The organism is Thermospira aquatica (assembly GCF_023525255.1).
GTDB lineage: Bacteria > Spirochaetota > Brevinematia > Brevinematales > Thermospiraceae > Thermospira > Thermospira aquatica.
In genome coordinates, this window is sequence record NZ_CP073355.1 from 2,396,409 (window position 1) to 2,422,233 (window position 25,825).

26 protein-coding genes and 1 pseudogene are annotated in these 25,825 nt (G+C 43.1%); 8 read left to right on the forward strand and 19 right to left on the reverse strand.

Annotated elements, in window-relative coordinates; all coding sequences use genetic code 11:
* Positions 1–285: 285 nt before the first annotated feature.
* The 15 genes from KDW03_RS11645 to KDW03_RS11715 form a co-directional block, all read right to left on the reverse strand.
* Positions 286–2,223, reverse strand: a complete 1,938-nt coding sequence (locus KDW03_RS11645; RefSeq protein WP_271435247.1) for a V-type ATP synthase subunit I — start codon at positions 2,221–2,223, stop codon at positions 286–288.
* Entirely contained in the window at positions 2,210–3,202 is a 993-nt protein-coding gene (locus tag KDW03_RS11650; protein WP_271435248.1) for a V0D/AC39 family V-type ATPase subunit, read from the reverse strand. Before KDW03_RS11650 ends, KDW03_RS11645 begins: the two co-directional genes overlap by 14 nt.
* Before the next feature lie 2 nt (positions 3,203–3,204).
* Entirely contained in the window at positions 3,205–3,516 is a 312-nt protein-coding gene (locus KDW03_RS11655) for a hypothetical protein (protein WP_271435249.1), read from the reverse strand.
* A complete protein-coding gene (locus tag KDW03_RS11660) occupies positions 3,500–3,970 on the reverse strand; it encodes a universal stress protein (protein WP_271435250.1) in 471 nt (156 codons plus the stop codon). Before KDW03_RS11660 ends, KDW03_RS11655 begins: the two co-directional genes overlap by 17 nt.
* Complete coding sequence (locus tag KDW03_RS11665; protein ID WP_271435251.1) at positions 3,967–4,596, reverse strand: V-type ATP synthase subunit D; 630 nt, start codon at positions 4,594–4,596, stop codon at positions 3,967–3,969. Before KDW03_RS11665 ends, KDW03_RS11660 begins: the two co-directional genes overlap by 4 nt.
* A complete protein-coding gene (locus KDW03_RS11670; protein WP_271435252.1) occupies positions 4,586–6,019 on the reverse strand; it encodes a V-type ATP synthase subunit B in 1,434 nt (477 codons plus the stop codon). Before KDW03_RS11670 ends, KDW03_RS11665 begins: the two co-directional genes overlap by 11 nt.
* Positions 6,020–6,030: 11 nt before the next feature.
* Complete coding sequence (locus KDW03_RS11675) at positions 6,031–7,803, reverse strand: V-type ATP synthase subunit A (protein ID WP_271435253.1); 1,773 nt, start codon at positions 7,801–7,803, stop codon at positions 6,031–6,033.
* Positions 7,804–7,814: 11 nt separating this feature from the next.
* On the reverse strand, positions 7,815–8,516 hold the full coding sequence (locus KDW03_RS11680; RefSeq protein WP_271435254.1) for a coenzyme F420-0:L-glutamate ligase: 702 nt from the start codon (positions 8,514–8,516) through the stop codon (positions 7,815–7,817).
* Complete coding sequence (locus tag KDW03_RS11685) at positions 8,494–9,099, reverse strand: hypothetical protein (protein WP_271435255.1); 606 nt, start codon at positions 9,097–9,099, stop codon at positions 8,494–8,496. The genes KDW03_RS11680 and KDW03_RS11685 overlap by 23 nt, the downstream gene beginning before the upstream one ends.
* Positions 9,100–9,107: 8 nt before the next feature.
* The gene (locus KDW03_RS11690; protein ID WP_271435256.1) at positions 9,108–9,425 is read right to left on the reverse strand and encodes a V-type ATP synthase subunit F; all 318 of its coding nucleotides are present in this window, start codon (positions 9,423–9,425) and stop codon (positions 9,108–9,110) included.
* A 9-nt stretch (positions 9,426–9,434) separates the two neighbouring features.
* Positions 9,435–9,890 carry an ATP synthase subunit C gene (locus KDW03_RS11695; protein ID WP_271435257.1) on the reverse strand — a complete coding sequence of 152 codons (456 nt, stop codon included), beginning with the start codon at positions 9,888–9,890 and terminating at the stop codon, positions 9,435–9,437.
* Between the two features lie 74 nt (positions 9,891–9,964).
* A complete protein-coding gene (locus KDW03_RS11700) occupies positions 9,965–11,143 on the reverse strand; it encodes a hypothetical protein (RefSeq protein WP_271435258.1) in 1,179 nt (392 codons plus the stop codon).
* Positions 11,144–11,152: 9 nt separating this feature from the next.
* Positions 11,153–12,202, reverse strand: a complete 1,050-nt coding sequence (locus tag KDW03_RS11705; protein ID WP_271435259.1) for a tetratricopeptide repeat protein — start codon at positions 12,200–12,202, stop codon at positions 11,153–11,155.
* A gap of 66 nt (positions 12,203–12,268) precedes the next feature.
* Positions 12,269–12,397 (reverse strand): hypothetical protein, encoded by a 129-nt coding sequence (locus KDW03_RS11710; protein WP_271435260.1) that lies wholly within the window; start codon positions 12,395–12,397, stop codon positions 12,269–12,271.
* A gap of 31 nt (positions 12,398–12,428) precedes the next feature.
* Entirely contained in the window at positions 12,429–12,806 is a 378-nt protein-coding gene (locus KDW03_RS11715; protein ID WP_271435261.1) for a ZIP family metal transporter, read from the reverse strand.
* A 302-nt stretch (positions 12,807–13,108) separates the two neighbouring features.
* Here KDW03_RS11715 and KDW03_RS11720 point away from each other — a divergent pair, with 302 nt between their 5' ends.
* From KDW03_RS11720 to KDW03_RS11750, 7 genes and pseudogenes are all read left to right on the forward strand, one after another.
* Positions 13,109–14,206 carry an integrase catalytic domain-containing protein gene (locus KDW03_RS11720; RefSeq protein ID WP_456300433.1) on the forward strand — a complete coding sequence of 366 codons (1,098 nt, stop codon included), beginning with the start codon at positions 13,109–13,111 and terminating at the stop codon, positions 14,204–14,206.
* The gene (locus KDW03_RS12585; protein ID WP_456300434.1) at positions 14,172–14,327 is read left to right on the forward strand and encodes a hypothetical protein; all 156 of its coding nucleotides are present in this window, start codon (positions 14,172–14,174) and stop codon (positions 14,325–14,327) included. Before KDW03_RS11720 ends, KDW03_RS12585 begins: the two co-directional genes overlap by 35 nt.
* Positions 14,315–15,489 (forward strand): annotated as a pseudogene (locus KDW03_RS12590) (IS256 family transposase). Before KDW03_RS12585 ends, KDW03_RS12590 begins: the two are co-directional and overlap by 13 nt.
* Before the next feature lie 184 nt (positions 15,490–15,673).
* Entirely contained in the window at positions 15,674–15,991 is a 318-nt protein-coding gene (locus KDW03_RS11735; RefSeq protein ID WP_271435262.1) for a helix-turn-helix domain-containing protein, read from the forward strand.
* A 26-nt stretch (positions 15,992–16,017) separates the two neighbouring features.
* Complete coding sequence (locus KDW03_RS11740; protein ID WP_271435263.1) at positions 16,018–16,848, forward strand: ISNCY family transposase; 831 nt, start codon at positions 16,018–16,020, stop codon at positions 16,846–16,848.
* Positions 16,849–16,963: 115 nt separating this feature from the next.
* Positions 16,964–17,287: a divalent-cation tolerance protein CutA gene (cutA, locus tag KDW03_RS11745; protein WP_271435264.1), complete on the forward strand. Its 324-nt coding sequence runs from the start codon at positions 16,964–16,966 to the stop codon at positions 17,285–17,287.
* Entirely contained in the window at positions 17,284–18,153 is an 870-nt protein-coding gene (locus KDW03_RS11750; RefSeq protein WP_271435265.1) for a DUF2156 domain-containing protein, read from the forward strand. Before cutA ends, KDW03_RS11750 begins: the two co-directional genes overlap by 4 nt.
* On the opposite strand, the gene KDW03_RS11755 is transcribed toward KDW03_RS11750, so the two are convergent.
* Positions 18,150–18,710, reverse strand: a complete 561-nt coding sequence (locus tag KDW03_RS11755) for a nitroreductase family protein (RefSeq protein ID WP_271435266.1) — start codon at positions 18,708–18,710, stop codon at positions 18,150–18,152. The two genes, KDW03_RS11750 and KDW03_RS11755, sit on opposite strands and share 4 nt — an antisense overlap.
* 919 nt (positions 18,711–19,629) lie before the next feature.
* On the opposite strand from KDW03_RS11755, the gene KDW03_RS11760 reads away from it, so the two are divergent.
* Positions 19,630–20,430, forward strand: a complete 801-nt coding sequence (locus KDW03_RS11760; protein ID WP_271435267.1) for an IS1595 family transposase — start codon at positions 19,630–19,632, stop codon at positions 20,428–20,430.
* A 576-nt stretch (positions 20,431–21,006) separates the two neighbouring features.
* Here the strand turns inward: KDW03_RS11760 and KDW03_RS11765 are convergent.
* From KDW03_RS11765 to KDW03_RS11775, 3 genes are all read right to left on the reverse strand, one after another.
* Positions 21,007–22,581 (reverse strand): hypothetical protein, encoded by a 1,575-nt coding sequence (locus KDW03_RS11765; protein WP_271435268.1) that lies wholly within the window; start codon positions 22,579–22,581, stop codon positions 21,007–21,009.
* Positions 22,578–23,180 (reverse strand): dTMP kinase, encoded by a 603-nt coding sequence (tmk, locus tag KDW03_RS11770; protein WP_271435269.1) that lies wholly within the window; start codon positions 23,178–23,180, stop codon positions 22,578–22,580. The genes KDW03_RS11765 and tmk overlap by 4 nt, the downstream gene beginning before the upstream one ends.
* Before the next feature lie 108 nt (positions 23,181–23,288).
* A complete protein-coding gene (locus KDW03_RS11775) occupies positions 23,289–25,607 on the reverse strand; it encodes an alpha-amylase family glycosyl hydrolase (RefSeq protein ID WP_408648380.1) in 2,319 nt (772 codons plus the stop codon).
* Between the last annotated feature and the right edge of the window lie 218 nt (positions 25,608–25,825).

Sequence of the window (25,825 nt, forward strand, 5' to 3'; positions counted from 1 at the left end):
TTTATACTCCCTCTTTAAAATCAAAGAGAGCTGGCTATCACTTTGTCCCTGTGCATTTTCAAGATTTCAAAAGCTAAAAAAAGAGAATAGCGCACCCTAAACATTTCAGGTTAAACGTTTAACTCAATCGATAGTAATCTGGTCTGACTTTTAAAAACGTGTTATTACCTTATCGCAGCTCAAATTTACGAACCCAAACTGCAAAAAGGGAATAGCAGACTCCTCACCATTCCTTCCCTCTTCTTTACCCTGAGAGACTCTCTTCCAAATCCACCTTTCACCAGATTATTCTTCTCGATTCTTGTACAAACTTAAACCATCAAAGGGCTGACCTGTGCCCCGGAAAAACTTGACATAAAGTTCATAATACTCAAGACGCAGTGCTTGAATTCCCACCACAAATCCCTCAAAACCAATGATAAACAAATTTCCAAAGAGAAGAATAAACCATTTCAAAAAAGGATTCGTGACCATATTGTCTACCAGAAACACAACCCCCATCAACGCCGTGTGGTTAAGGGCAAAAGCCCCTATACGCATAAAAGAAATCGTATTACTTAAAAAGGTAATCGCTGTTTCAAAGAGATCAAAGACTCCCATGGCAGGATTGGGGAAACTTTTGCCATGATGAAACAAGACATAGGCAAGCGGTCTCTCCAGAAAAATAAGGAGAATCCCCACACCTGCCATGGGAATAAAAAACTGTGACCACGGTTGTTTTAAAAAACCAGATACCACCGCTCCTAGCACTCCCCAGTAAAAAAGAATTCCCGCCACTCCATAAGAGGAAAAAAGCATTTTAGCATAATCTTTTTCAAGAAAGCTATTGACAACATTCAATATCATGGCGATTGAAATCAACACCACCCCCATCCCAATCGCCACCAGAAGGATTTGAGACACGTTTTCTCGTGGTGAAAACCACAATGCCCGGATAATATCCTCTTTCCCAAAAACCTCCCCATACACAAACCCAAACAAAACTGAAGACATCCCAACCCACATGATAATCTGCATCAGGCTCTTCAGCTTACGAAAAGCCTTCAAAAAACTTCCTACAAATCCAATACCAAACAACACCAAACCCTGTCCCACATCACCAAACATCGCCCCATACATGAGAACATAGGTAATCGCCGAAAAAAGCGTCGGATCAATCTCCTGATAGCGTGGCATCCCATACGTTTTCACCAGTGTTTCAAACGGCCTCAAAACCTCGGGATGCTGAAAAAGTGTCGGAGGCTCCAATCCCTCTTCAACCATAGCCCGGGAAGCATCCTTTGTCTCTATAGTGCAACGCTTCGCTGTTATCTTTTCTATATTAAATCGTATGACTGCCTCATCTTTTGCCGGTATCCATCCTGCAAGAAGACTTGTTGTCTGAGAACTCACCATCTGCTCACGAATATCCAAAAGCCGCTTCCTGTACGCCAGAATCTCTTGAAACATCAAAAGATCCGGCAAAAAGAGATTTTCCAGTTTTGTTTTCTGGCGTTCAAGCCACTCCTCTTCATCCTGGGTTGCCGTTAAATCAAACGAATATTGAAGCAGTTTCTGTCTTGGATTATCAGCAGACTCAAAGGGTAATCCATATTCCTTGTAAAAAACAGCTTTAAGAACCTTTTCCACACTCTCACGGTATTTCACATCACAAAAGAAAAACACAACTACATCTTTGCCGATTTTGTCTACATAACGGATTTCGACAGGAAGCTGCGCCATAGCCTGTACAAAACCATCATACTGATCCTCAGAAATAGCCCCAAAACCAACATAAAAAAGCGCTGTATTCTTCAACTTTTGCCAGGGAATATCCAGATTTGCAAAAAATTGGAGTCTCGCAACCCGAATCTCAATATCAACTTTGCGTCTCTGGACCTCCGCCATCTCCTCAAGGATCTTTTGGTAGCGTTTCTCAATCTCAGTGAGACTCTGTTCAATCTCATAAACCGTCTTGTGCCAATCCTGGCTAAGTTCAGCATGAGAAGGGATAACACCCCCTGTCATCCGCATAAGAAGATCTTCAGTACGATGCGTCAGATTCGCTATTTTGTGGGCAAGATCAACATCTTTCTCATGCTGAAGATGGTATTCTTTGGCTCGCTTCTCGTCAATCATAATTGGCTCAAATCGCCCATAGTGGGCAAGCCAGTCCATTACCTTCTCTACATCCTCTTTACGAACCAAAAGATCCATCTTTTTCAAGCGTTCAGAAAACAACATGCCCACCTCCCTCCACAATAAATGGTGACACCTCTTCCCAGGGAAGTTTATAGCGTTGCGCTTCTAAAGCAATCTGCCAGTTTTGCGTCATTATCTCCTGAATCACAAGAAACGCTCCCAGAAAACGAGCAGACCCTGCTCTTCTCACCATAGGCCAAAGAAGTGTCACCACTCTTTGTTGAATTATTTGAGAAAGTTTTTGAAGATTCTCACCGCCAGTTAAACCCAGGGAAGAAGGCAGAAGACGTATAAATTCCTCGAGACTCTCGCTATTCAAAAGTCTCCTCCAATAACCTCTCTCCTCAAAAACCGCCGGAAAATACGCCAAAACCTCTTCAGCACTCCGTCGATATCCAAACTTCATACGAGCCACAAACATGATTCGTTCCATTTCTATTCCAAAGAGAAGTGTCTCTCTCCAGGCATCCCATTCACCACTTCTTCTTACAGCCTCAACAAGTGACTCAAGAAACATCTCATATAACCTCACCTCCAACCCAAAACTCTCACCTGTTTTTTCGATCTCTGGAAAAATCTGCTGAGCCAGGCGATAGTATGGCGTACCGAGGAGAAACGACTGTAGTTCCTTGAGATCCTTAAGATCATTAACAAAAGGCGGTTGAACACGGAACCCTTTTCCCAATTCATAGAGTATACTTCCTGGACGATGATAGACAAAGGAGAGCACAAGATTCACCAGATTTTTTATTTCATAACGAGAAAGATACACCCTCAAGACATCCTGGGTAACTTTTGACTCATAACGCATCAAACTACGAATCAAAAGAATCTTTTCCTGATGAATTGCTTTCTCTACATCAAGAATACCCTCTTTCCCGATTCTTCCAGAACGAGGCAACTCAAGCCTCTGCAGCATCTCAGAAAGAGAAGTTCTCCAAACATCTTCGAGTCTCTTTTTCCCCTCAAAAAAGCTAAGCCAACGCATAACTTTGGGATAGGTTGCTCCATGATACGCCAATCCTATTCCTCCCATAAACGATTTTCAATCTCTTTTTTTACAGCTTCTCGCAGAGAAGCAAAAAACCTCTGGTATTCGTCTATCTCTTTTTCTCTTGCCTCTCGTTTTTTCTGTTCATAAGCCTTTATATCCTTCAGGAGAGTCTCTTGGTCGGCTTTCTTTTTTTCTTCAAAAGCGCGACGATATAAATCCTCCATCTCCTGAGCCTCTTTCTTCGCCTGAGCAATGATGGCATCAGCCTTCTGACGTGCCTCCTCCATATCCTGTTGAAACTTGCCTTCAAGTTCGAGGATCTTTTCAATGGCTTCTTTCATGGTCTTGTACTCCTACCACAAAAACATCATACGGTGTCTCAAGAAGGATTTGTCTGGAAAGGGGATCAAAAATATCTCGAAACATCGCTCCACATCCCCTTCGGACAACTCCTATGAGCTTCTCCTCACAGGGATCCTCTGTGACATAGCGGAGAAAATCATGAAGTGGTTCTCCTTCCAGAATGATGGTATACATCTTTATTCCTCGTTCTTCACAGAGGTTTTGAAGCTTTTGACAGCGTTTTTCTCCCTCTTGAGAGAGACTTTCAGACAGATGAGCAACCTCATCACTTACAAAAATCTTGTAGCGTTCAAGCTTCAAAAGAGATTCTTTATCCACAACAAAAACGGCAACAATCTCAGCCCCAAAACTCTCCGCTAAAGAGACAAAGGAAGGTAACCCTCGATAGAGCCTGCTCTCTGTTTGATTCATGGAGATATAGAGACGCTTCATCGTTTACCTCCCTGAGATTTTTTCACCTTTTTCATTTGAAAAAGGGTTTCCCTATCCCTTTCTTCCAAAGTGTCTGCAATAAACTTCACAATTTCCTTAAACTCAGGGATAAAAATATTCTCTAACGCGTTCACCTTTCGCTGGGTTTTCCGTATCTCATTTGCTAATCTCCATACGGCCGATTCAAGCTGGGCTACTTCCAGTAAAAGACTAAAAAGATCTTGAAATTGCAAATACAGTTCATCATAAAAAACGTTCGTTGCTAAAAAGTTTTTCACGGGAATTTGCCCTGTCCGTAAAGATTTCAATGACGGAAGCACCACACCCATAATAGCTTTTTCTGTCATTTCCACCGAGGAAAGAGGATGACTCAAATCAACACACGTCATTTCAGCAACACTTTCCTCTCCAGAAAGTGCCTTAAGGAACAAAAACTCCTGGTAAAAATGCGTCCACTTTTCCTCAAGTTGATGACGAGCATGTTTGTATTTTTGGAGGATGCCCAAAAGCTGCATCACCAAAACCTCACGTTTTTCCTCCAAGAGATTACGACCCTCTTGAGAAAAAGACAACTGATCCTTGTAATCAAACAAGGCTGTTTTGGTTGGTGCTATATCATAGCGCACGGTCTTCCTCCATCAACCGTTCTTGAGAATTTTCCTCTGCGGGAGGCTTGTAGTATGTTTCAATCTCTTCCGGTTTCATGCTCGTGAGTTCCGACCTCGGAAGAAGTGAAAGAATTTCCCAGGCTTTAGCAAGGCTTTGTTCCATACTGCGATCCTCAAAATTACTCTGCCCGATAAACTCTCGTTCAAACACCTCTCCAAACTTGAGATATGCCTTATCAATAGGAGAAAGCTCTTCTTCTCCTACAATGAAAGCGATTGATCTCACTTCCTTAACACGAGCATAACTCGCGTAAAGCTGCATAAAAAGATGAGGATGATCATCACGGGTATATCCCTTTCCAATACTATCTTTCATCAAACGAGAAAGCGATGGCAAAATATCAATCGGAGGATAAATCCCTTTGGCATGAAGCTCACGACTCAGTACAATCTGGCCCTCGGTAATATATCCTGTCAGATCCGGTACTGGATGGGTAATATCATCATTGGGCATGGTGAGAATTGGCACCTGCGTAATCGAACCTTGCCGTCCCTTTACACGTCCTGCTCGTTCATAAAGTGTAGCCAGATCGCTGTACATATATCCCGGGAAGCCTTTTCTCGCGGGCACCTCACCACGCGCATTCGCAATCTCACGAAGAGCCTCACAGTAGTTTGTCATATCCGTCATAACAACAAGAACGTGTTTCCCCTTTTCATAGGCAAGGTACTCTGCTACTGTGAGAGCCACCCGAGGCGTAATAATACGTTCGATGGGGGGATCACTTGCCAAATTGAGAAAAAGGATAACATTCCCCTTGGCTCCTGATTCTTCAAACCTCTGGATAAAAAACGAGGCATCATCATACTTAATCCCCATAGCGGCAAAAACCACGACAAAATTGCCTGCTTCTTCACCAGGAAGTTTTGCCTGAGCCGCAATTTGAGCAGCCAAAAGGTTATGAGGAAGACCAGCTGCCGAAAAAATAGGGAGTTTCTGCCCACGGATAAGGGTATTCATGAGATCAATGGCAGAAATACCTGTCTGGATGTATTCCCTGGGATAAGCACGAACCACAGGGTTTAAGGGTTCTCCATTCACATTTCTTTCTACTTCCGGGACAACCTCTCCCATCCCATCAATAGGTTTTCCAACACCGTTGAATACCCTTCCAAGCATCGACTCGGAAAGTGGAATCTCGAGAGGTTTTCCAAAAAAACGGACACGCGTTTGCTTTGGATTGATTCCTGTACTTCCCTCAAAGATCTGAACTAAAATCGCTTCATGGGAAACCTCCAAAACCTTCCCATGGCGAAGAGAACCATCCTGTGCCCGAATCTCGACAAGTTCATCGTAGCCAACCCCAGGCACACCTCTGACCACCATGAGGGGACCATTCATCTCCTCTACACCCAAAAACTCTCTTCTCGCTTCTTTCATAATGCTCCCCTCTACAGATACTCAGTCTCAATATCAGCAAACTCCTGCTCCATAGCCTCTCTGAGACGATCAAGTCCGGAGAGATCCTCATTTGGAACAGTGAGTTTTGCCCGCATAATATCCGCAAAACTCTGCATCTCTCGTATCTCAAACAACGGCACACCCGCTTTTACCAGCTCTTCTGCCTTTCTCTTGAACTGGAGAATAAGCCGCAGCAGATTTACCTGCTTTTCAGGGGTAGAGTAGGTATCCACCGGATCATATGCCGACTGCTGGAGAAACCCTATCTTGATAAGACGAGCAATATCCAGATACAGCCTTTCACTATCCGGAAGAGCATCCGGTCCAATAAGTTTCACTATTTTCTGGAGCTTATCCTCCTTTTGAAGGATGCTATACGCTTCAAGACGAATCGAACGGTATTCGGGATCGACATTTGCAACCCACCACTGTTCACATTCATCGGCATACTCACTATAACTCCTCATCCAGTTGATAGAAGGATAGTGGCGACTCGATGCCAGAGCCTTATCAAGTTCCCAAAAACAACGAACAAAACGTTTGGTGTTCTGGGTCACTGGCTCAGAAAAATCTCCCCCCGGAGGAGAGACAGCCCCAATCGCACTTATTGAAGCCTCTTCACCACTCAGGGTCACAAAGTTTCCTGCCCTCTCATAAAACGCTGCAAGCTTTGACCCAAGATAAGCAGGAAAACCCTCTTCAGCCGGCATCTCTTCCAATCGACCAGAAAGCTCACGAAGTGCCTCCGCCCATCTCGAAGAGGAATCAGCCATCAGAGCCACATCATATCCCATATCCCGATAATATTCCGCAAGCGTGATCCCTGTATAAATCGATGCCTCACGGGCCGTTACTGGCATATTTGAGGTATTGGCAATCAGGATCGTACGCTCCATCAGAGGACGGTTCGTTTTTGGGTCGATAAGCTTAGGAAAATCCTCAAGCACCTCGGTGATCTCGTTTCCCCGTTCCCCACATCCAATATAAACAATAATATCTGCATCTGCCCACTTGGCAAGTTGATGCTGGGTTATAGTCTTCCCCGTGCCAAATCCGCCGGGTACAGCAGCTGTTCCTCCTCTCGACAGAGGGAAAAACATGTCAATAATCCTTTGCCCCGTCAAAAGAGGTTCCTTTGTATCCAATCGCTTCTTCACCGGCCTGGGAAACTTCACTGGCCAGCGATGGTAAAGAGACAACTTTTCTCTTTCACCTGTAGAAAGCTTTATCTCGGCAATGGTGTCCTCCACCGTATAGGATCCTGCTGATGCCACCCAGACAACCTCTCCTTCTACACGTGGAGGAACAAGAATCCTGTGCTCAACAAGAGGCGTCTCAGGTACATTTCCCAGAACCATCCCCCCTGAAACACGCATGCCTGCTTTCACCTTGGGGACGAACTCCCATTTCTTCTCTCGAGAGAGGGCAGGTATGTTAATCCCACGACCAATATAAATACCAGAAATCTTTGCAATCTCCTCAAGAGGACGCTGGATACCATCAAAAACGTTTCCAATAATACCTGGACCCAGCTCCACAGAAAGTGGTAGCCCTGATTGAAAGACATCATCCCCCGGTTTCACCCCTGATGTATCCTCATAAACCTGAACAACCGCCTCATCTCCAGAGATATGCAATACCTCACCTATTAGTTGAAGGTGGGAAACATACACCACCTCCATCATCTGGGGACCTGTTTCCAGAGACACCGTCACCAGGGGTCCATTGACCTTCTTGACCTTTCCACAGTAGGTATTTCCCATACGCTACCTTCCTATTTTACAAGTCTTATAATCCCCAGAGGTGTCTGTTCCCGACTCTGTCCAAGGGGATTATCTTTCAGAATAGTATAATACAAATCTCTGTCTAAATTTTTACCAGAAACCCCTAGAATTTTCCCCCCTAAATCATTAAGATCCACAATCAAAACAGGAACACCTAGAGCCTCACTCACCTCTCGAGCCACTTTATTGGGTTTATCAGGCCCAAGTACCACATACTCATTATAAGGAGGTATCGTATTCGGAGTCGGCCCATCAATTGAAGAAGCCTTATATCCCGCAATGCGATAAAAATCACCCTTTCTTCCAAATGCTTTGGTAATGGCAGCAACCCCGGCTGCCAACAGGATCCTCCAAACCCCACACTCTCGAAGTGCCATCTCCATCGTTTCCGGGATACCCAGTCCTATCCCATGCTTTGTTTTTGTCACAAAACGGGAAAGAAAGGTGGCTAGTTTTCTTGGTTTGATTTCTTTGACAGGATATGCCCGATGCTGGCTTACTGCCACGATCTTTTCGGTAATAAAAAGCACATCCCCTGCCTGTAAAAGGCCCCCAGTATATTTTTTTACCACTTCTATGAGGTTTTCTCCAGGCATGACCACATGAGTCTTCACTGGTATTCTTTTGTATACTTTCCCATTCACTGTCACACGAAGTGTTTTACCAGGATTAACCATTATTTCTCGATTCATGAGTTTCTCCTACTTTTTGGTAGATCCATTGTATCATAGGGTTTCGCATCATTTCTCGAATCTCCTCAAAAGAAAAATTGATTTCCTCCTGGTGATAACGACAAATCACTCCACCCAAAAGACCAGGCAATGTTTCTAAAGAGAGTTTCAAGGGTATCTTTTTCTTGATGTCTTCAAAAAGATTGGCCTCTTTTTCAGCAAGGACAATCGTCATCTCTTGAGTTGTCCACTCTCTTGCAGCACGCTGAATACACATTGTCAAAAAACGAAGATAGTTTGATTTTTCCTTATGAAGATCTTCAAGAACAGTCTGAATTGATTCTTCGTAGAGAGCGAGCGCCCCCTCATAAAAAGCCCTTTTCTTTTCCTGTTCGAGAAGAATATCGACATGCTGTCGCCTAGAGTTTGATTCCCGTTCTATTTTTTCCTTCCAGAGACGTTCTTCCTTTTGTTTCCATTCCTCAAGCTGAGCCTTTTTTTGCGAAAGAATCTGTCCAGCTTGATACTCAGCCTGGGAAAGCAGATGTGCTTTTGTAACATCGTGAGTCTCGCGAATAGAAGCCAGAATATCCTCAAGTGCCATATAACCTCCTAAATCTTCACCCCAAGACTGGTACGGATATATTCAGAAATTGTCGTAATAACCTCTCCCGCTTCTCCCGAAAAAGGATCAGGAAGAGAAAGAACAAGCGGAGGTTGGCGAGATATCTTCTGCGAAAGAATCTCTTGTTCAAGGATTTTTTCTATCCATAGGGGGATAATCACAAGCGCAATCCCCTGACGCCGAAGTAGCTGTTTCCACTCCCGTTGAATTTCTTCAGCCGAAGAAACCTCCCACCCCCGCAAACCTCCAAGAGCCAGTGCCTGTACAAACTCACGATGCCCCAGAACCACCACTTCGGCTTTCATAGTATTTGACTAAAGTTTTTGAAGAATAAAAAGTGCGACCACAAGACCATAAATAGCAATACCCTCGGCCAAACCTACAAAAATCAAAATATTTCCAAAAAGCTTCGGGTTTTCAGAGAGTGCGCCCATACCAGCCGAAGCCGCCATTCCCACGGCAATACCTCCTCCCAGGGCCCCAACAGCCACTGCGATAGCTGCCGCCAAAAGCCCCATACCGTAGCCAGGTGTTGTTTTTTCCACCGCGATGATATGGGTATCAGCTTCGCCCACCGATTTTTCCTGTGCATACAGTGTCTGGGTGGTAAGAAATCCTACCACAATCAGTGCATTCACAACCATCAGAACACGAGAAACAACCTGGAGAAGGACACGAGAAACCTTGCTCTCCCAAACATAACGACTAGAAACAACACCTGCCACCAGGAGCATCCCTACCAAAATGATCATCATTCCCAAAAAAGCCATATGGCCTCCTTTTGCTTCTTTATTGAGTAGTATAATGAAAGTAGAGGTTTCTTTCAACTTTTTGATAGCTTTTCTTAAAGAATCCCTTCTGCCTGAACAAGCCGCTGATACAACGCCTGCAAAAAAGAAGCATACCCCTGAGAGGGAGAAACCTTTCTCCGGCGCATCATGGTGGTGAGATCCCGCCAGAATTTTTCCCATTCGTAGGTTGCTTCACTCCCCCATGCAAAGGCCGGCACGTACTTGGGAGGTTGTACCTGTCCCTTCTCTAAAAAGATGTTCGCCCCTGGTTCAATCACTGTTCCCGTGTTGATCATGACACCTATCCCAATCTTCACAAAATCTCCTATCAGAGAACCAAACTTGTTGGTTCGTGTATCAAGCTTTCCCTCCCGACGTTGAAGAGTAATAGGACGGTAATTGTTTTTAAGGTCACTCGTCGTTGCCATGGCTCCAATATTTACCCAGCTTCCCACATAGCTGTGTCCCAGAAACCCCTCATGGTGTTTGTTGGAGTACGATTCTACCACACTCCACTCCACTTCACCCCCTATTTTACAGTGGGAGCGAATCACTGTCCCCTCACGAAGACGTCCACTATCCACAAGAGAAGACTCTCCAATATAAGAAGGCCCATCAATGATACTAAAGGCACGCACCCTGGCATCCCTTTCCACCACAATCATCCCTTCTTCTGCATGCCACACCACATACGGATCAATACGTGCCGTCTTATGGATATAGACCCCTTCCTGAGGGGATGTGTATTCACTACTTTCTGCAAAATAAGGTTCAAAGAGCTGGATACTCTTTTCAAGTTGGTTGACGAGATCAGCCACATCCCGGTAGTACACTCCCTCGGTTACCTCCCTCGTGGGAAACCGCTGCGCCAGCCAATTCACATTCTGCCCCTCTAAAGCAACCAGCTCCTCCTCCGAAAGCCTGTCTGTCACAAGATACACCCACTGCCCTGCTGGTGTTATCCCCAAACCCTTTTCAAAAGAAAAACCGACAGGATACACAAATTGAGAATTGAGAACCAGAAAAATTTCTTCTCCCTTCCATGTGAATTCATAACCTAAAAGAGCATACACCTCATCCCGAAACCGTGGCGACCAGCACCTAACATCCCCGAACTCCCTTTTCGCACGTTCAAAAGGAGTCATAACACCGAGAGTAATATCCCATACAAAACGCGTATAACTTACAGGAGAAAAATGTACATGTTCGTGTGTTTCTAAGAGTAAAACCAATATATCCTCCTAAAACTTTAACATCATTCCACCCGATGAATACACAGCTTTAAGAAGAACCCTCTGACCTACCGGTTCAAAAATCATGTATCCCTTCTCGTTCTTTTGTGTTTGAAACTCTACCACAATCGTTTTTGTTCCTACCATAGATCCAAAGATCTTTTGGAGCTGAGAACGTGAAGCCATATTGGAAGCCTCTTCGACCCCAATTACTTTGGAACCTTTTAAAACAAAAGCAACTGTCTCTAGTGGAACCAAAAAACCTTTTCCTTCTGTTCCCTTGCTTTTTTCAGTAACCATATAGATAGTTTCTGCTATCTCGTCACTATATCTTTGAGCTTGATCTCGAAAAATCCCCGTGGCAACCTGATAAGAACGAATAAAGAGAGGTTTTTTCTTGTTTGCTTGAAAGAAACGAATGTCCTCTCTATACATCTCTACCATCTCTCGCTGTTCGTTTTCAAGAGGAAGCCTAAGGATCGTTTCAGAGACATTCATGGCTTCATCATAACGCTCTGTCGTCATAGCGGAAAAAAGTAAAGCCACCCATAAACTTTGTCCGAGTTCGGATGACATCTCCTCTTTCGAGAGAAGCGATGTCCCTTTTTTTGCCATCGCATATGCCTTTTCCCCTTGTTCCATTCGAAGCCAGATATCTGCTGCATTGAAAAGAATGGCTGGATTCTCAGCATCAAGAGCTAAAGCCTTCTGCAACGCTGGCTCAATTTCATCGTATCGTTTTCTCTCTAAGGCAATATGAGCCGCAAGAGTATACGCTTGAGGTTCATTGTCTCTAAGTTTAATAAACTCTTTAAGGTAAAAATCTGCCTGTTCGTAGTCCTCCATCCAAAAAGAAAGAAGGGCAATATTGAAATAGGGAGGAGCAAAACTTTTGTCAAGCTCAATACATTTTTTGAAAGAAGCAATTGCTTTATCAAACTCTTCCTGGTTAGCATATTGCTGCCCCTCTTCGAGATACTTCCGCACCTCACTTGACACGGCAGAAAGACTATTTACAAGAAAAAATACACTTAAACAAACCATGAAAAACTTTTTCATACTCTCCTCCTTTGTACCATCAGGCATTTTTATTGTACAAACAAAAATTCTTTTTTGCAATTTTTTTTATGATAAAGCAACATCGAGAACCATCATCACCAGAAACCCCAGCATCGTACCCATCGTTGCAATATCCGAATTTCCCTTTTGCTGAGACTCTTGGCTATACGAATCCCCAGAAAGATCCCGAAGCACCCTCCTACTACTACCAGTCCCTCAGGAAATATTATTGCCAGGAATTGAACCTTATACACCAAGAAGCGTTGGTTTTCCAGTGAGTGGGAAAACCCTCTTTCTCACTTTCAGGGAGCCCAATATGAAGATGCGGAAGAAAATTATCAGCAAGCCGTAAAAAAACACCCCCAAGGACAAAGCCCATCCCCGCCACCAACCAGGGGATCTGACCACTTTCCTCAGCAAGCTCAAGGGCTGGCAAAAGAAGCGACCAGAAACTCGCCGCGATCATCACACCCGCAGCAAATCCCAGCATGGCATCAAGAAACTTCTGACTCATCCGTGGAGTTACCAGCACAAGGCCTGCTCCCAGAGCAGTCATCCCCCACGTAAACAAGGTCGCCAGCAAAGCAAGAAAAAGCGGATGCATACTCCCTCCTAAAAAAAACGGCTTACCCTCACGGATAAGCCAGAATGAGATCTCTCCAACTCCATCAAGGCCCCTTCACATTGCCGAGGCACTACCTACCGAGCTAGCGGTCCAGCCTCTTCACGGAACGTACTCCATGAAGGAAGTACAGTATACACTATTTTGCATCATTTGTCAAGAGATCGAATTGCTTCATAATAAAAGTACTCGAAAAGGGAACGTTGCTTCAAAATAAAAAAGTACTTTAAATTTGTGTAAAATAATCCAGTTCAAAGAACTGGAGGTACAAGGTGGAGTTAGCGATGTTTGAAAGGAGACCTATTTACAGGGAAACGGCGAAAGAGTATCAAAAAGCCAGCAAAAAGGAAAAAATGGAGATACTGGATTATTTTGTGAGGATAACAGGCCTAAAAAATCGAAACTATGCCGCCAGGCTCTTGAGGCAGCACGGAAAAACCATCTATGTAGGCAAGAAAAATTACCTTAAAGCCGACATAGCCAAGAAGGGCAAAAGACCTGGCAGAAAGAAAAAATTCGGCGAAGAGGAACTAAAACTTCTAAAAAGGTCTGGGAAATTGAAAAACATGTGTGGCAAACGTTTAAAGCCAATTTTAAATGAAGTTTTAGATAATCTCTTAGCAAACGGACATCTCCACGGTTCTCCACAGGCTATAGAACACTTGCGCCATATAAGTGCCTCAAGTATTGACCGACTTTTGAAACATGAGCGTAAAAAGCTTGAGATAAAAGGACGAAAAGGTACAAAGCCTGGAACGCTATTAAAGCAACAAATAGCTATACGCACGTGGGCAGAGTGGGATGAAAATTGCCCTGGTTTTATGGAGATTGATCTGGTTGCCCATGAGGGAGGAAATAGCCGGGGAGATTTTGCTCAAACATTAAATATGGTGGATGTTTGGAGCGGTTGGACAGAACTTGTGGCAATCAAAAACAAAGCTTCAAAATGGGTAAGAGAAGCCATAGAAAAAGTCAAAAGACTTCCTTTTGATTTACGGGGAATTGATTCTGATACCGGTGCTGAATTTATTAATCATCCTCTGCGTGATTGGTGTGAGAAGAACCAGATAAAATTTACAAGGGGGAGAAGCTCCCGTTCCAATGATAACTGCTACGTTGAGCAGAAAAACTATTCCATAGTCCGCCAGAATGTTGGATACTTCCGCTACGATACCGAGGAAGAAGTCTACTACTTGAACCAACTCTATGCCTATCTTCGACTGTATACCAACTTTTTTCAACCGGTTATGAAAATGACAGAGAAAAAGAGAATCGGAAGCAAGGTGCAAAAGAAGCATGATGATATTAAAACTCCCTACCAGCGGCTTTTAGAAAGCTCTTATGTAAGTGAGGCACAAAAGGAGCCTAACAAGGCTTTATAAGGCTCTCGATTTGTTTCACCTAAGACAAAAAATTACGGCTTGCCAGAGAAAACTTTTCAGCCTTCAAAAGAAAAAGAATGTAAAAAACAAAAATTTGGAGGAAACTGTATGGAATTTTTGAGTACTTTTTTTTATGAGGCAATGATTCGAATTTCGAGTACTTTTTTATTTGACGCAACGGGAAGTATTAGAGTATGTTAAAAGAGGAAGAGATTTACCTGGAAAACAATCCTCCCACAAAAGGCAATGGCTTTTACGAAAGGGATTTAAAGACAGCTTTTGGCGAGCTTACAGCCATACGTGTTCCAAGAACAAGGGATAATGGATTTAAAAGTGCCCTTCTTCCCTATCGCAAGCGCATCACAGAAGACTTAGATGCATTAATCAGGGCTATGTTGATATCAGGAATGTCAACAAGGAAGCAGAAGTTTTAAAAGAGCTTTATGAAATAAAGATTTCTTATGCTAACATCTCAAGGATAAGCCAGGTAGGCATAGAAGAGATTCAGAAGTGGCGTAGTCGCCCTCTCATGGAAGAATATGCCGTGGTATTTCTGGATGCTATGGTGTTTCCTATCAAGAGAGACAGGGTAGAAAATGAATCAATATATGTAGCTATAGGCATTACACCTGAGGGAAGACGGAGATTTTAGGATACTACCTGCCAGGAGGCATGGAAAGTGCTTATAACTGGCGGGAAATTTTGCTTAGATATAAGAGAAAGAGGTGTCAAACAGATTCATTTTATTGTCTCTGATGGCTTAAGTGGTATGAAAACGTCATAACAGAAATATATCCCCAAAGTATCAGCCCTGTGTAGTCCATGTCATGAGAAACATACTGGCTAAAGTGAGAGTTCAACACAGAAATATCATTGCCACTGAAATAAAAGAGGTATTTCATGCCAAAGACAAACAGGAGGCAGAACAATTGTTTATGAAATTTACACAAAAATGGAAAAATATCTATCCCAACTTAATGAATAACCTCTTGACAATAAGAGAGAATATATTCACTTACATGGAATTACCTGAAGGAATACGAAGCATGGTGTATACAAACAATGCCCTGGAAAGACTCTTTAAAGAACTTAAAAGGAGATTAAAAACAATGGAAATGTGTCAAAGCGAGGCTTCAGCTGAGAAATATCTTTACCTGTTATTAAGATACCAAAATGAGAAGTTCTTAAAAAGAAAGTTAAAAAATTGGGAGTATTACTTTCAACTCTATCGTGAGCAACACTCATACACCAAAGAAAATATTCACAGCGAGGTTATCCTATGACTAGACACAATTTTCTTGACACAATGTAACCTAGACGATTTTCTCTTTTCTCCTAACCATAAACCTTTTAAGATTTATAAAAAATATTCTCTTTACTGTCGAAAACAATTTAAAATGTCACACTTTGTGCAAATAGAAATGTCACCTTTTAAAATACTGCAACTAAAAAAACGAGAGGTTGCAGATGAGAGAGGTGATAACGATGACACTTAAAGCACAGAAGAGGGCAAAAATACTGGAGATGGTAAAGAACAAGAAAATCAAGCAGAAAGATGCTGCAATAATACTGGGGATTTGCAGAAGGCAACTTATTCGAATTTTTAAAGAATATTTATCAAAGGGTGATGAAGCCCTCAATCACAAATTAATAGGCAAACCGGGGAATCACAGAATTAGCAGTGATATCAAAGAGAAAATTATGCAGATAGTACGGAATAATTATAAAGGTTTTAAGCCGACATTTATAGCTGAAAAGCTTTATGAGGAACATCATATAAAATAGGAGCATCAACGCTTCGTTTATGGATGATGGAAACAGGATTGTGGAAGAAAATAAGAAAAACTGCGAAACACCGTACCAGAAGGCCGAGAAAAGAGCATTTTGGAGAAATGATTCAAATGGACGGCAGCATTCACGACTGGTTTGGGACAGGCAAAGAAGTCTGTCTGATGAATATGGTGGATGATGCTACAGGCACATCTTACGGTCTTTTCGACACAGGAGAAACGACACAAGTAGCGCTGCAATGTTTGTTTGACTGGATAATGAAATACGGTATTCCTTATTCTATCTATTGTGATTATAAAAGCCTGTTCTATACGAAACGGGAAGCGACCATAGAAGAACAGCTTGCAGGGAAATTGCCTCTAACAAAGTTTGGAGAGGTCTGCCATAGGCTGGGGATAGAAATGATATATGCCCATAGTCCCCAGGCAAAAGGACGCGTAGAGAGATGGAATGGGATCCATCAGGACAGGTTAATAGCAGAAATGAAACTAAAAAACATAAAGGATATTGACAGTGCCAATTGTTTTTTGAAAGAATATTACTGGGAAAAGAATAACCGAAAATTTAGTAAAAAACCTCTGTCGGATGAAGATTTTCATATTGCATTAATGCCTGATCAGGACTTAAGGAACTATGTTTGTTATACGGCCGAGTGCAAAGTCTATAGAGATTATACAATAAAGTTTTCTAAAAGAATATACCAGATTGAAAAGAAACAACCTATAGCCATAAAACCCGGGGACAATGTTATCTTAAAAACCTGGCTTGATGGAAGTATACATATTTTTAAGAAAAATATCGAATTGAACTTTTTTGAAATAGATGATTATGGTCGTAGAGTTTCGGCATAAAAAAGTGACATTTCTATTTCAATAAAAAGGTGACATTTTAATTTATTTGACAGAAAAATATTCTCTTTACTTGTAAAAAAAACATTTTTATCGTATAATCAATAAAGGAGAACCTATGAAATACGCTATCGTCATGGCAAGTATAGATACCGAAGAAAACGCAAAAAACATCGCCAACCTCCTCCTTGAAAAAAAACTTGCCGCCTGCATTCAGCTTTTTCCCATTACTTCATACTACATCTGGCAGGGGAAGAAAGAAACGGCAAAAGAAATACTCATGCTTATAAAGACCCAGAAAAAATACTATTCCCGCATTGAAAATCTCATCCGAAATAATCATCCTTATGAAATACCAGAGATTCTTCTCATACCTGTAGATAAGGCCTTTCCCCTCTATGGTAAGTGGATAGACAATACTCTCAAAGGAAAAAACGTATGAGCTGGAGTTCTTTCACCAAAGAAGACAAAATCCTTTTTGATAGATGGTTTCGTCAGATGCAGCCAAAGATTTCAGAGTTTACGTTTACCAATCTCTTCATCTGGCAAAAAGCTCAAAATATTCGCTGGCAACCATACAAAGAGGGAGCCCTTCTCATTCGTGAAGAAAACGGAGAAACCGTTCTTCTTCCTCCCGTAGGTTTTCAAGACTGTGAACAAATCTTCAAGGAAGTGATAGAGATAGCTCATTCAGAGAACATCATGGCTATTGTTCGTATTCCCGAATGGGCAAAACGTTTTCTTCCCCATCATGGTGTACTTCATCCCCAACGAGAACATTTTGATTATATTTATAAGGCCTCCCAACTGGCTGAACTTAAAGGATGGAGACTTGATGGAAAACGTGCCTTTGTCCGTAAATTTATCCAAAATTATCCCAACTGGAAATTTATTCCCTTCACGGCGAATTATCTTGAAGGTTGCAAAAAACTTCTTGACCACTGGCTTGCAGAAAAGCAAGAAATACCAGGTGTCAGAGAAGAATACGAGGCTACCCTTCTTCTTCTTGATTGTGCCAGAGATTTTCACCTAGAGGGGGGAGTGCTTCTTGTAGAAGACAAGGTTGTTGCGTTTAGTTTTGGAGAAAAACTTAACGAAACGACCTTTGTGACCCACTGTGAAAAAGCAGACACTTCTTATATTGGCGTCTATCAGATGATTAATCAACAAATGGCACAGCATATTATCGCACCATCCTATCTTTTTGTAAATCGTGAGCAGGACCTCGGTCTTGAAGGCTTAAGAAAAGCGAAAAAGAGTTATGCCCCTTTAAAAATGATAAAAAAATATCGTTATGAGATACCCTAAAGGGGATTGCCCCACCTGTCACCAAAGGCAAATTCTTCAAGCGGTTTACGGATAGGCCTCTCTTGCTCCGCCTTTATTTGATGTTCCAGAAGCTCGGGATGAATCGTAGGACTCTTTTTGCCGCAAATAATAAGAGTAATCAACGTCATGTCCTCCGGAATACCGAGAAGCTCCTTTGCTTTCGCAGTATCAAATCCTGCTATAGGATGAAATACATACCCCATTTCTGTAGCAAGGAGAAGCATCGCTCCCACAGCCATTCCTGTGTCAAATTCAGCGTAGTTTTTCCCTTGAAGTTGACAATCATCTTTGTTGCGAGTAACCACTGCAACCACCATCGAAGCTCTATATGCCCACTCATTTCCTTTGCTATAAACCGATTTGAGACCTTCAAGAAGCTTTTTTGATCGTATAAAAATAAAGCGCCATGGTTGATTATTGAAACACGAGGGCATAAGAGATGCGGCATGCGCTAATCTTTTGACATCTTCATCTGAAAAAGAGACAGCGTCAAGTGAACGATAGGAACGGCGTTTTTCGAGAATTTCGGACACCATACAAACCTCCAGGATTATACAGTTAGGATCATAATAGAAAGATTTTTTGAAAAAGTCAAGAAAACTCTTAAAATACCAACGGGCGGCCCTCAAAAGGTGCCGCCCGTTAGCGGAGGTGCGATATACTATTACTTATTGACGTTTGGTGCACAAATATATTACGCAATTTTTTGAAAAAAGTCAAGCGATTTGAGCCATTTTGCATAAAAAATTTTTTTCAAAAGAACGATGCTACTTTCTTCCCTTTTCAATGGCTGCTGTTTAAATTTTTTAAATGTCCTATGGGTGGTGGGAAAGTAGGGAAAGCTATGACGATGTTGCAGTGGTGTGTTGGGAAGGTGTATTGCTCTTACCATGTTGCAGTGTGTCTGTTATGGGAGCTATTACCTTGTTGCAGTGGGAAGAGGGAGCTATAGCTATTACCTTGTCGCAGTGTCCCTCCCATGTAGGCTATTACCTTGTTGCAGTCTAGAAACCGTGCTAGCTCTTACCATATCACAGTAAGGATCCTAAGCTATTCCCTTGTTGCAGGAAAAAACTCTTGCCGTTACCTTGTCACAGTGGGAAAAATTCCAGCTATTACTTTTTCACAGTGGTAAACCTCGCGATAATACTGCAAAAAGGGAAGAGCTTATGTCGAAAACTCCAGCTTAAACGTTTAATCTTTATATGCCCTCTTACAATCTCACTTACTTTGAGATTTGCTCTTACCATGTTGCAGTAAAGAAAAAACTTTCTCTTACCCGACCTTAGGAAATCTCTTGTCCCACACACTGCAACAAGGTAAGAGCATTTTTCTCTCAACTAATAACTTTTCTTACAATCTCCTTTTTTAAAAAAACAAAACATTTTTCTTGACAAATATAACTAAAAATTTTCGATATATATAGTATGAAAAAATTCCTCTAAGGAGAAAACCATGGAAAAGGATTTTTTCACACTCTCAGAAAAAGAATCTTACCAGATTCTCGAAAAAACCCTCTGGCCAGAGGGACCTATTTGCCCACGGTGTAAGGCAAAGGCGCATCTTCTCTCGTGCCGGCTCGTGTATCAGTGCCCCAAGTGTGGCAGACAATTTTCCTTAAAAAGCCAGTCCATCATGCGAAAAAGTCACCTTTCGCCAAAAATCTGGCTTTCTGCCATGTTTCTTGTCTGCCAGGATGGTGGCATAAACGCCGTCAAACTCTCGAAACTTCTTCATATCAGCTACAAGGCAAGCTGGCTTCTTCTTCAAAAACTGCGAAGCCTTATGCGGCTTACCACTCGCCATCACACGAAATCCCTCCGAAAGCTTGTCAAAACCTTTTTCTTTCTCTCCGGCATCAAACGCCGCCAAAGAAAAAACTTTTCCCCCATGCAGGTTGTCGAAATTGATGCGGATGATACCCCTTCTAAACTTCACATCCATCTTGTAGATGATGTAAGTCATCACTGGATTTCAGACTTTTTTGGCAAGCTTTTCCGCCACACCTCGGTGGAAAAAAGAACACCCTGGCTTTCCCACCTTAACGATGGGTTGAAAAACCTTCTTGAAGACGTCTATCACTATGGTTGTCGAAAGCACATGCAGCGCTATCTTGATGAGTTTTGCTTTCGGTTTAACATCGAGGGGGTTTCTTCCAGGCTTGAGGAGCTTTTAAGAAGGCTTGGCAAACGTCGCCAGCTTCTCCCGTGGAAAAAACTCGTCACCGAGCCGCTTATTCTTCCCATCTGGGCGTAGGTTTTCGTTTTTTCTTTCTCAACACATTTCCTGCGTCTGTCAAATAGAAAACTAAAAGTTTTTGTTTCCTTTTGTTTTTTTGGAAAACTTTTCGTTGTCCTCTACGAAAAAGGCAAAAAAGTGTTTTTCTTAAAAAAAAGAAGTGGAAAAAGGGATAAAAAACCTCTGCTCTTTCCTTGTTGCAGTGAAAAAAACGTTCTTGCTATTCCTTTTTCACAGTTTTTCCTCTGATCCAAGACTGTAAAAGAGTAATAGCATCTTTTTTCTCAGGTGAAACCTTTCACCAATTTCCTCTTCGTGTTTTTTTTTGAGAGTAGCTATTACCTTTTCACAGTCTCCAGAATTATAAAAACTGAAACAAGGTAAGAGCAGCGTCTATACTACCATCCCCCGACGATACTTTTGGAGAAAAAAGAAAACTCCAAAATCCCCGCTCTTTCCTTATCACAGTCACCTTATTGGAAAATCTCACTGCAACAAAGTAATAGCTGTCCCCCAAATCCCCTTGTCCCCCACTGCAACAAGGAAAGAGCAAGGCCCCAAAATCCCCTACCATCCCCCAGCCTCTTTTTAACATCAATAATTCAACGTACTTGATCCCCCCTTCATCAACCTCACCTCTTCATGAGCAAGAAGCTCCTTCAATCTCGAAAGAGACTGTTCCATCTGCTGAATATGAGAAAGATATTTCGATTGAAGAGAAACCGAAGAAAAAATTCGTCTCACATTAAACCGGAACTGGGCAAAAGTCCCGTATTTGCGAATCTCATTATACTCTTCACTCGAGGTAGTAAACAGCCCTTCAAGCTCCTCAATAAAATGTTTTCCCATCTCCCCCCTCACACCAGACTGAGAAAAAACATACCTCTCTAGAAGATCGTGGATCCTGTCATACAACCAGTGCGTTGACTTAATAACCAGCTCATCTTTTTCTGCTAACTCCAGAGGAGAGAGCCCCCTAATCTTCCCTTTAAGGATGAAACGTTCCCTCTCAAGTCGACGCATCAGTGGGGGAACATCAAACTGGTCAAAACGATGCTTGCTTTCAACCAGTTCCCCCACTGCATTATAGTGAGGAGAAAGATCTGCCACCATCATTGTCACAAAATCCTTAAGAAGCTGCCTCATCCTGACAAACTCTTTCGCCTCAAAAACAACCAAATCCCAATTGAGTTCTTCAGAGGATGGACGATTTGCTACCTCTTCCACAACCTCTTCCAGCCTTTTTTGAGGAAGTTCTGGAGTTTTATTCCCATGTTTTACCGTAGCAATACGCGGCAATACCGCCATAGGAAAAAGCCTGTCCATCAGCTTTGAAATCCACGTGGTGGGAAGTGGAGAAATATCCCGAATACTTATTTCTTCCCCTTCGAGAACAATCCTTAACGCCCGATCAAGGAATACCGGCCCATACATATCCACCAGAACCCCGAGACGAAATCGCCGCATCTTCTCAAGCCAGCTCTGAAAAACCGCATACAACGTCTGATTTCCTACAGAAACAGCCAGTATCCCCTCGCGCTTCAGAATCTCGTAGATATTCGTTCCTAAAAGATAACTCTGCTCAACCCACCAAAAAACATGCCCCGACCGAAGAAAACTCTTTTTATTCTGAGATGCATACTGCCACAATTGACCAAGATACACCAAAAGATCATAACAATACGCGAAATCTATACTAAGATTTTCCAGATCCCCCAACCACGAAGGCTTCTTTGCCAACCTTTGAAACGCTCCAATCACATCATTGAGTGCCTGTTTGAGAGGCAGCCACTCCACCATAAGAGGCGTAGGTGATGTTCCCAGCTCAGGTGGAAAATTTGAAGAAATATCACAAATATACCCCAACAGATCCGTCTGTGAGAGAAGATTCCCTGGAACAAGCTCTCCCAGATTCTCAAGCCTCAAATGATCCCACTGAATAATCTGAGGAAAATCCTGGGGATGCTTTTTCTTTGCCCGACGATAAAAAAACTCTCTTCCCCATGGCCATCGAAAATTCCGCACAAAACAGTACCAGTAAAACTGATCCTCGATTTTTGCCGCGAGTCTCGCCATCTCAAGCGTCGGCCATTGCTGATCTAAAAGATGGGTCTCCCATTCTACCTTTGCACAACCGTTGCGAAAGAGTTCCGCAACTGAGGTCATCATTTCTCCTCCTTTAAAAACCTATGGAAATCCCCCCAGATTTTTTCATGGAGAGTTTCAACTTGCTCTTTCCCATCCAGCACACAGAACACAGGATCCCTTCTCGCCATATCTAGGAATCCTTCCCTCACACGCTGGTGAAACGCAAGCGATTCCTGTTCGATCCTATCCAGCGTTCCCTTTTTTCGCCGAAATGCCTCCTCAACATCAATATCCAGCAGATACACCCGCCGGGGAAAAATATTCCCTACTATTTCAGTGTGAAGCTCATCTACGAACTCTTTTCTCAACCCACGCCCATACATCTGGTAGGCAACCGTCGAATAGAGATAACGGTCGCACAAAACCACCTTCCCTTCATGAAGTGCCGGAGCAATGACCCTCATCACATGCTCCCTCCTATCAGCAAGAAAAAGTAAAAGTTCAGTAAGTCTATCCATTGGCTCAGAAAGGACAATCTCCCGCAGTTTTTTCCCCACAGGAGTATCCCCAGGCTCATGCGTCAGAATGGCACCCCATCCCTCCCGGATAAGCCTCTCATACAAGAGTTTTGCCTGGGTAGACTTTCCCGAGGCTTCAATCCCCTCAAAAACAACAAACACTTTCCTTCATCCTTAAAAAAATATGGTCCTATATTATAGATTGGGTTGCAATTTTTCTCAAAAAAATCGGGGTATCCTTTACTGGATACCCCGAAAACCCACACATTCTTACTGAGGAACCTCCTGCAAAACAACAATACTCCAGGGATTAACCCCATAAATACCCGTAATTTGCGTGGCATTCGATACATCCCAGTAGTTATTGTTTGGTTCAGCCCAGGAATCGGTATCAATGATCCGAACCCATTTCCTCCCAACAGAAGCAGAAGGTACGGTGTAGTTTACCAGACTCGTCCACATATTGATAAACACAAGAAAATCACTATCCCCCACACTACTTCCATGAATCCGCAGCCACACACAACGGTCTCCCCATGAGAGGGCGGCAGCTCCATCCTCCTTTTTAAACTCATAAACAACCGAATAATCACTTTGCCGTAAAGCCACATGGTTTTTTCGAAGCTGGATCACCTTACGAGCAAAGAGGAAAAGATCATTTTTACCATTGAGATCTCCTGTCGCGTTATCCGTGCCATAGTTGTTGTGATAGGAAATACCACTTCCCCCTGTAGAAACCAAATGGGGACTATCGGTATTAATCATGTTGTAGTTATTCCATGTGGCAACACTATCCACATTGTAGGGGTTGTTGTTCCCGTTTTGCGTTCGACCAAATTCATCCCCGTACACTGTCATTGGTACTCCCCGAGAAAACATCTGAATCACCCAGAAATTGCGAAGCCTCTTCCGGCGAAGAGGTTGATCACTCCCGCTATCCCAGGAATCATTATTGTCACTACCCCCATCCGAAGGACCAAAGGGCCAGAGAACGCTGTTATTTTTTGTGTTATAACTTACCAGATCCATCAGGGTAAATCCGTCATGAGCTACCAGAAAGTTTATAGACTTGTGGGGACCACCATTATCATTAAAATAGCCATAGTCCCCATTCACCACCTGAACAAAAGCTGGGTTAGAATCGTCCCCCGTCGTATTCCCATCCCCTTTCAGAAAGCGCCGCACCTGATCGCGGTAGCGTCCATTCCACTCAGCCCATCCTGAAGGGAAATTTCCCACCTGATAGGCGCTTATATCCCATGCCTCAGCAATCATCTTCACATTTTTTGCTGCCCCAATAGCCGCAATATCCAGAAGAAGCTGGGCGCTACTGTTAAAATTCGAGACTTGATCCCTTCCAAGCACGGGAGCAAGATCAAAACGAAAACCATCCACTCCCATCACGTCACTCCAATACACAAGCGAATTGGTAATCAGATCCTTTACCACCTGCTTTGACGTACCAAAGTTATTTCCACATCCTGTGCTCTCCCAGTAGTACCATGGCTGATTTTGCACGAGGGCATAGAATTCACTATTGTCAAAACCCCGAAAACAGGTAAGCTCGGCCGTATTGGTATCTCCCCAGAGGCCTCCCTCCCCAGTGTGATTGTACACCACATCCAGGTAGACCTCAAGCCCCTCATTGTGAAACGCCTGTACCATCTCTTTAAATTCCCTTGTTGGACCCCCAGGAGACTTATCATACGCATAGCGCCTATCCGGAGCAAAATAGCCGTACGTCATATATCCCCAGAAATTTCCCCCTGACTGATTATCAGGATTGTGGTCGTTGTCCGTCTCATGGACAGGAAGAAGCTCGATTGCGGTATACCCAAGTGCCTTGAGGTATTTTGCCATGTACGCTGCTCCCTTGTAGGTTCCACGATACTGATCGGGAACTCCCACGACACTTTCAAACCCAGAAAAACCACTCAGAATCGTAGCGAGATTCACACTTGAAGGGTGTTTGGTAAGTCCTCGCACATGCGCCTCATAAATGATACTATCCTTCTCCGGAATATTAGGTTTTGTGCCATATGGGGTACTATCCAAAATAAGGTAGGCTTTGGGAGCAACTTTTCCTGTATCCCATGCTCGCCTGGGTTTACCATTATAAACATAACTCCCCGTTCCATAGACGTTGCCATCCACTCCTGCGCTTGCCAAAGCAGTAGGATTATTTCTATCATGGGTAATCTCACAAGCCCAGGGATCATAGAGTACCTTGTTGGGATTGAAACGGTTGCCCTGACTGTCTACATCAGAGAGAAAACCATCGGTTGTGCCCGGTTGCCAGGAGGAAACATACGGCCAGTTTGGTCCCCACGCACGAAACGCATAGACCGTTCCATTGGTCACATACTTGAGTTTTGCCCGCCAATAATTATCACTGCCCTTTGCCATCTCATAGCGATAGACAGCATCCTCCCCATACGGTACACGATAGATTTCCAGCACAATTTTTGTGGCATTTTTGGAATACACAGTAAACGTAGCCTCATCTGACGAGACAAAACGTCCCCCTGGTCCCCACGTTGCAGAACCCCATGAAGCCTCATCCACAGCCAAAAATCCCTCGTGCAAAATAAGATAAACATTGGTGCTACTTTTCTCCCCTCCGCTATTCTGTGCATACACCTTTACCACATTAGTGACATGAGAAGAGAGAGAAAGATCATAACTCCAGGTTGCTGTTCCTGTAGCAAGGGTATAGACCCCTTCGTTCACGGATACATACACACCGCTAATACTTCCAGAAGTTGTTGCTGCCGTCCCTGTGAGAGTAAAAATGGTGAGATTGGTTT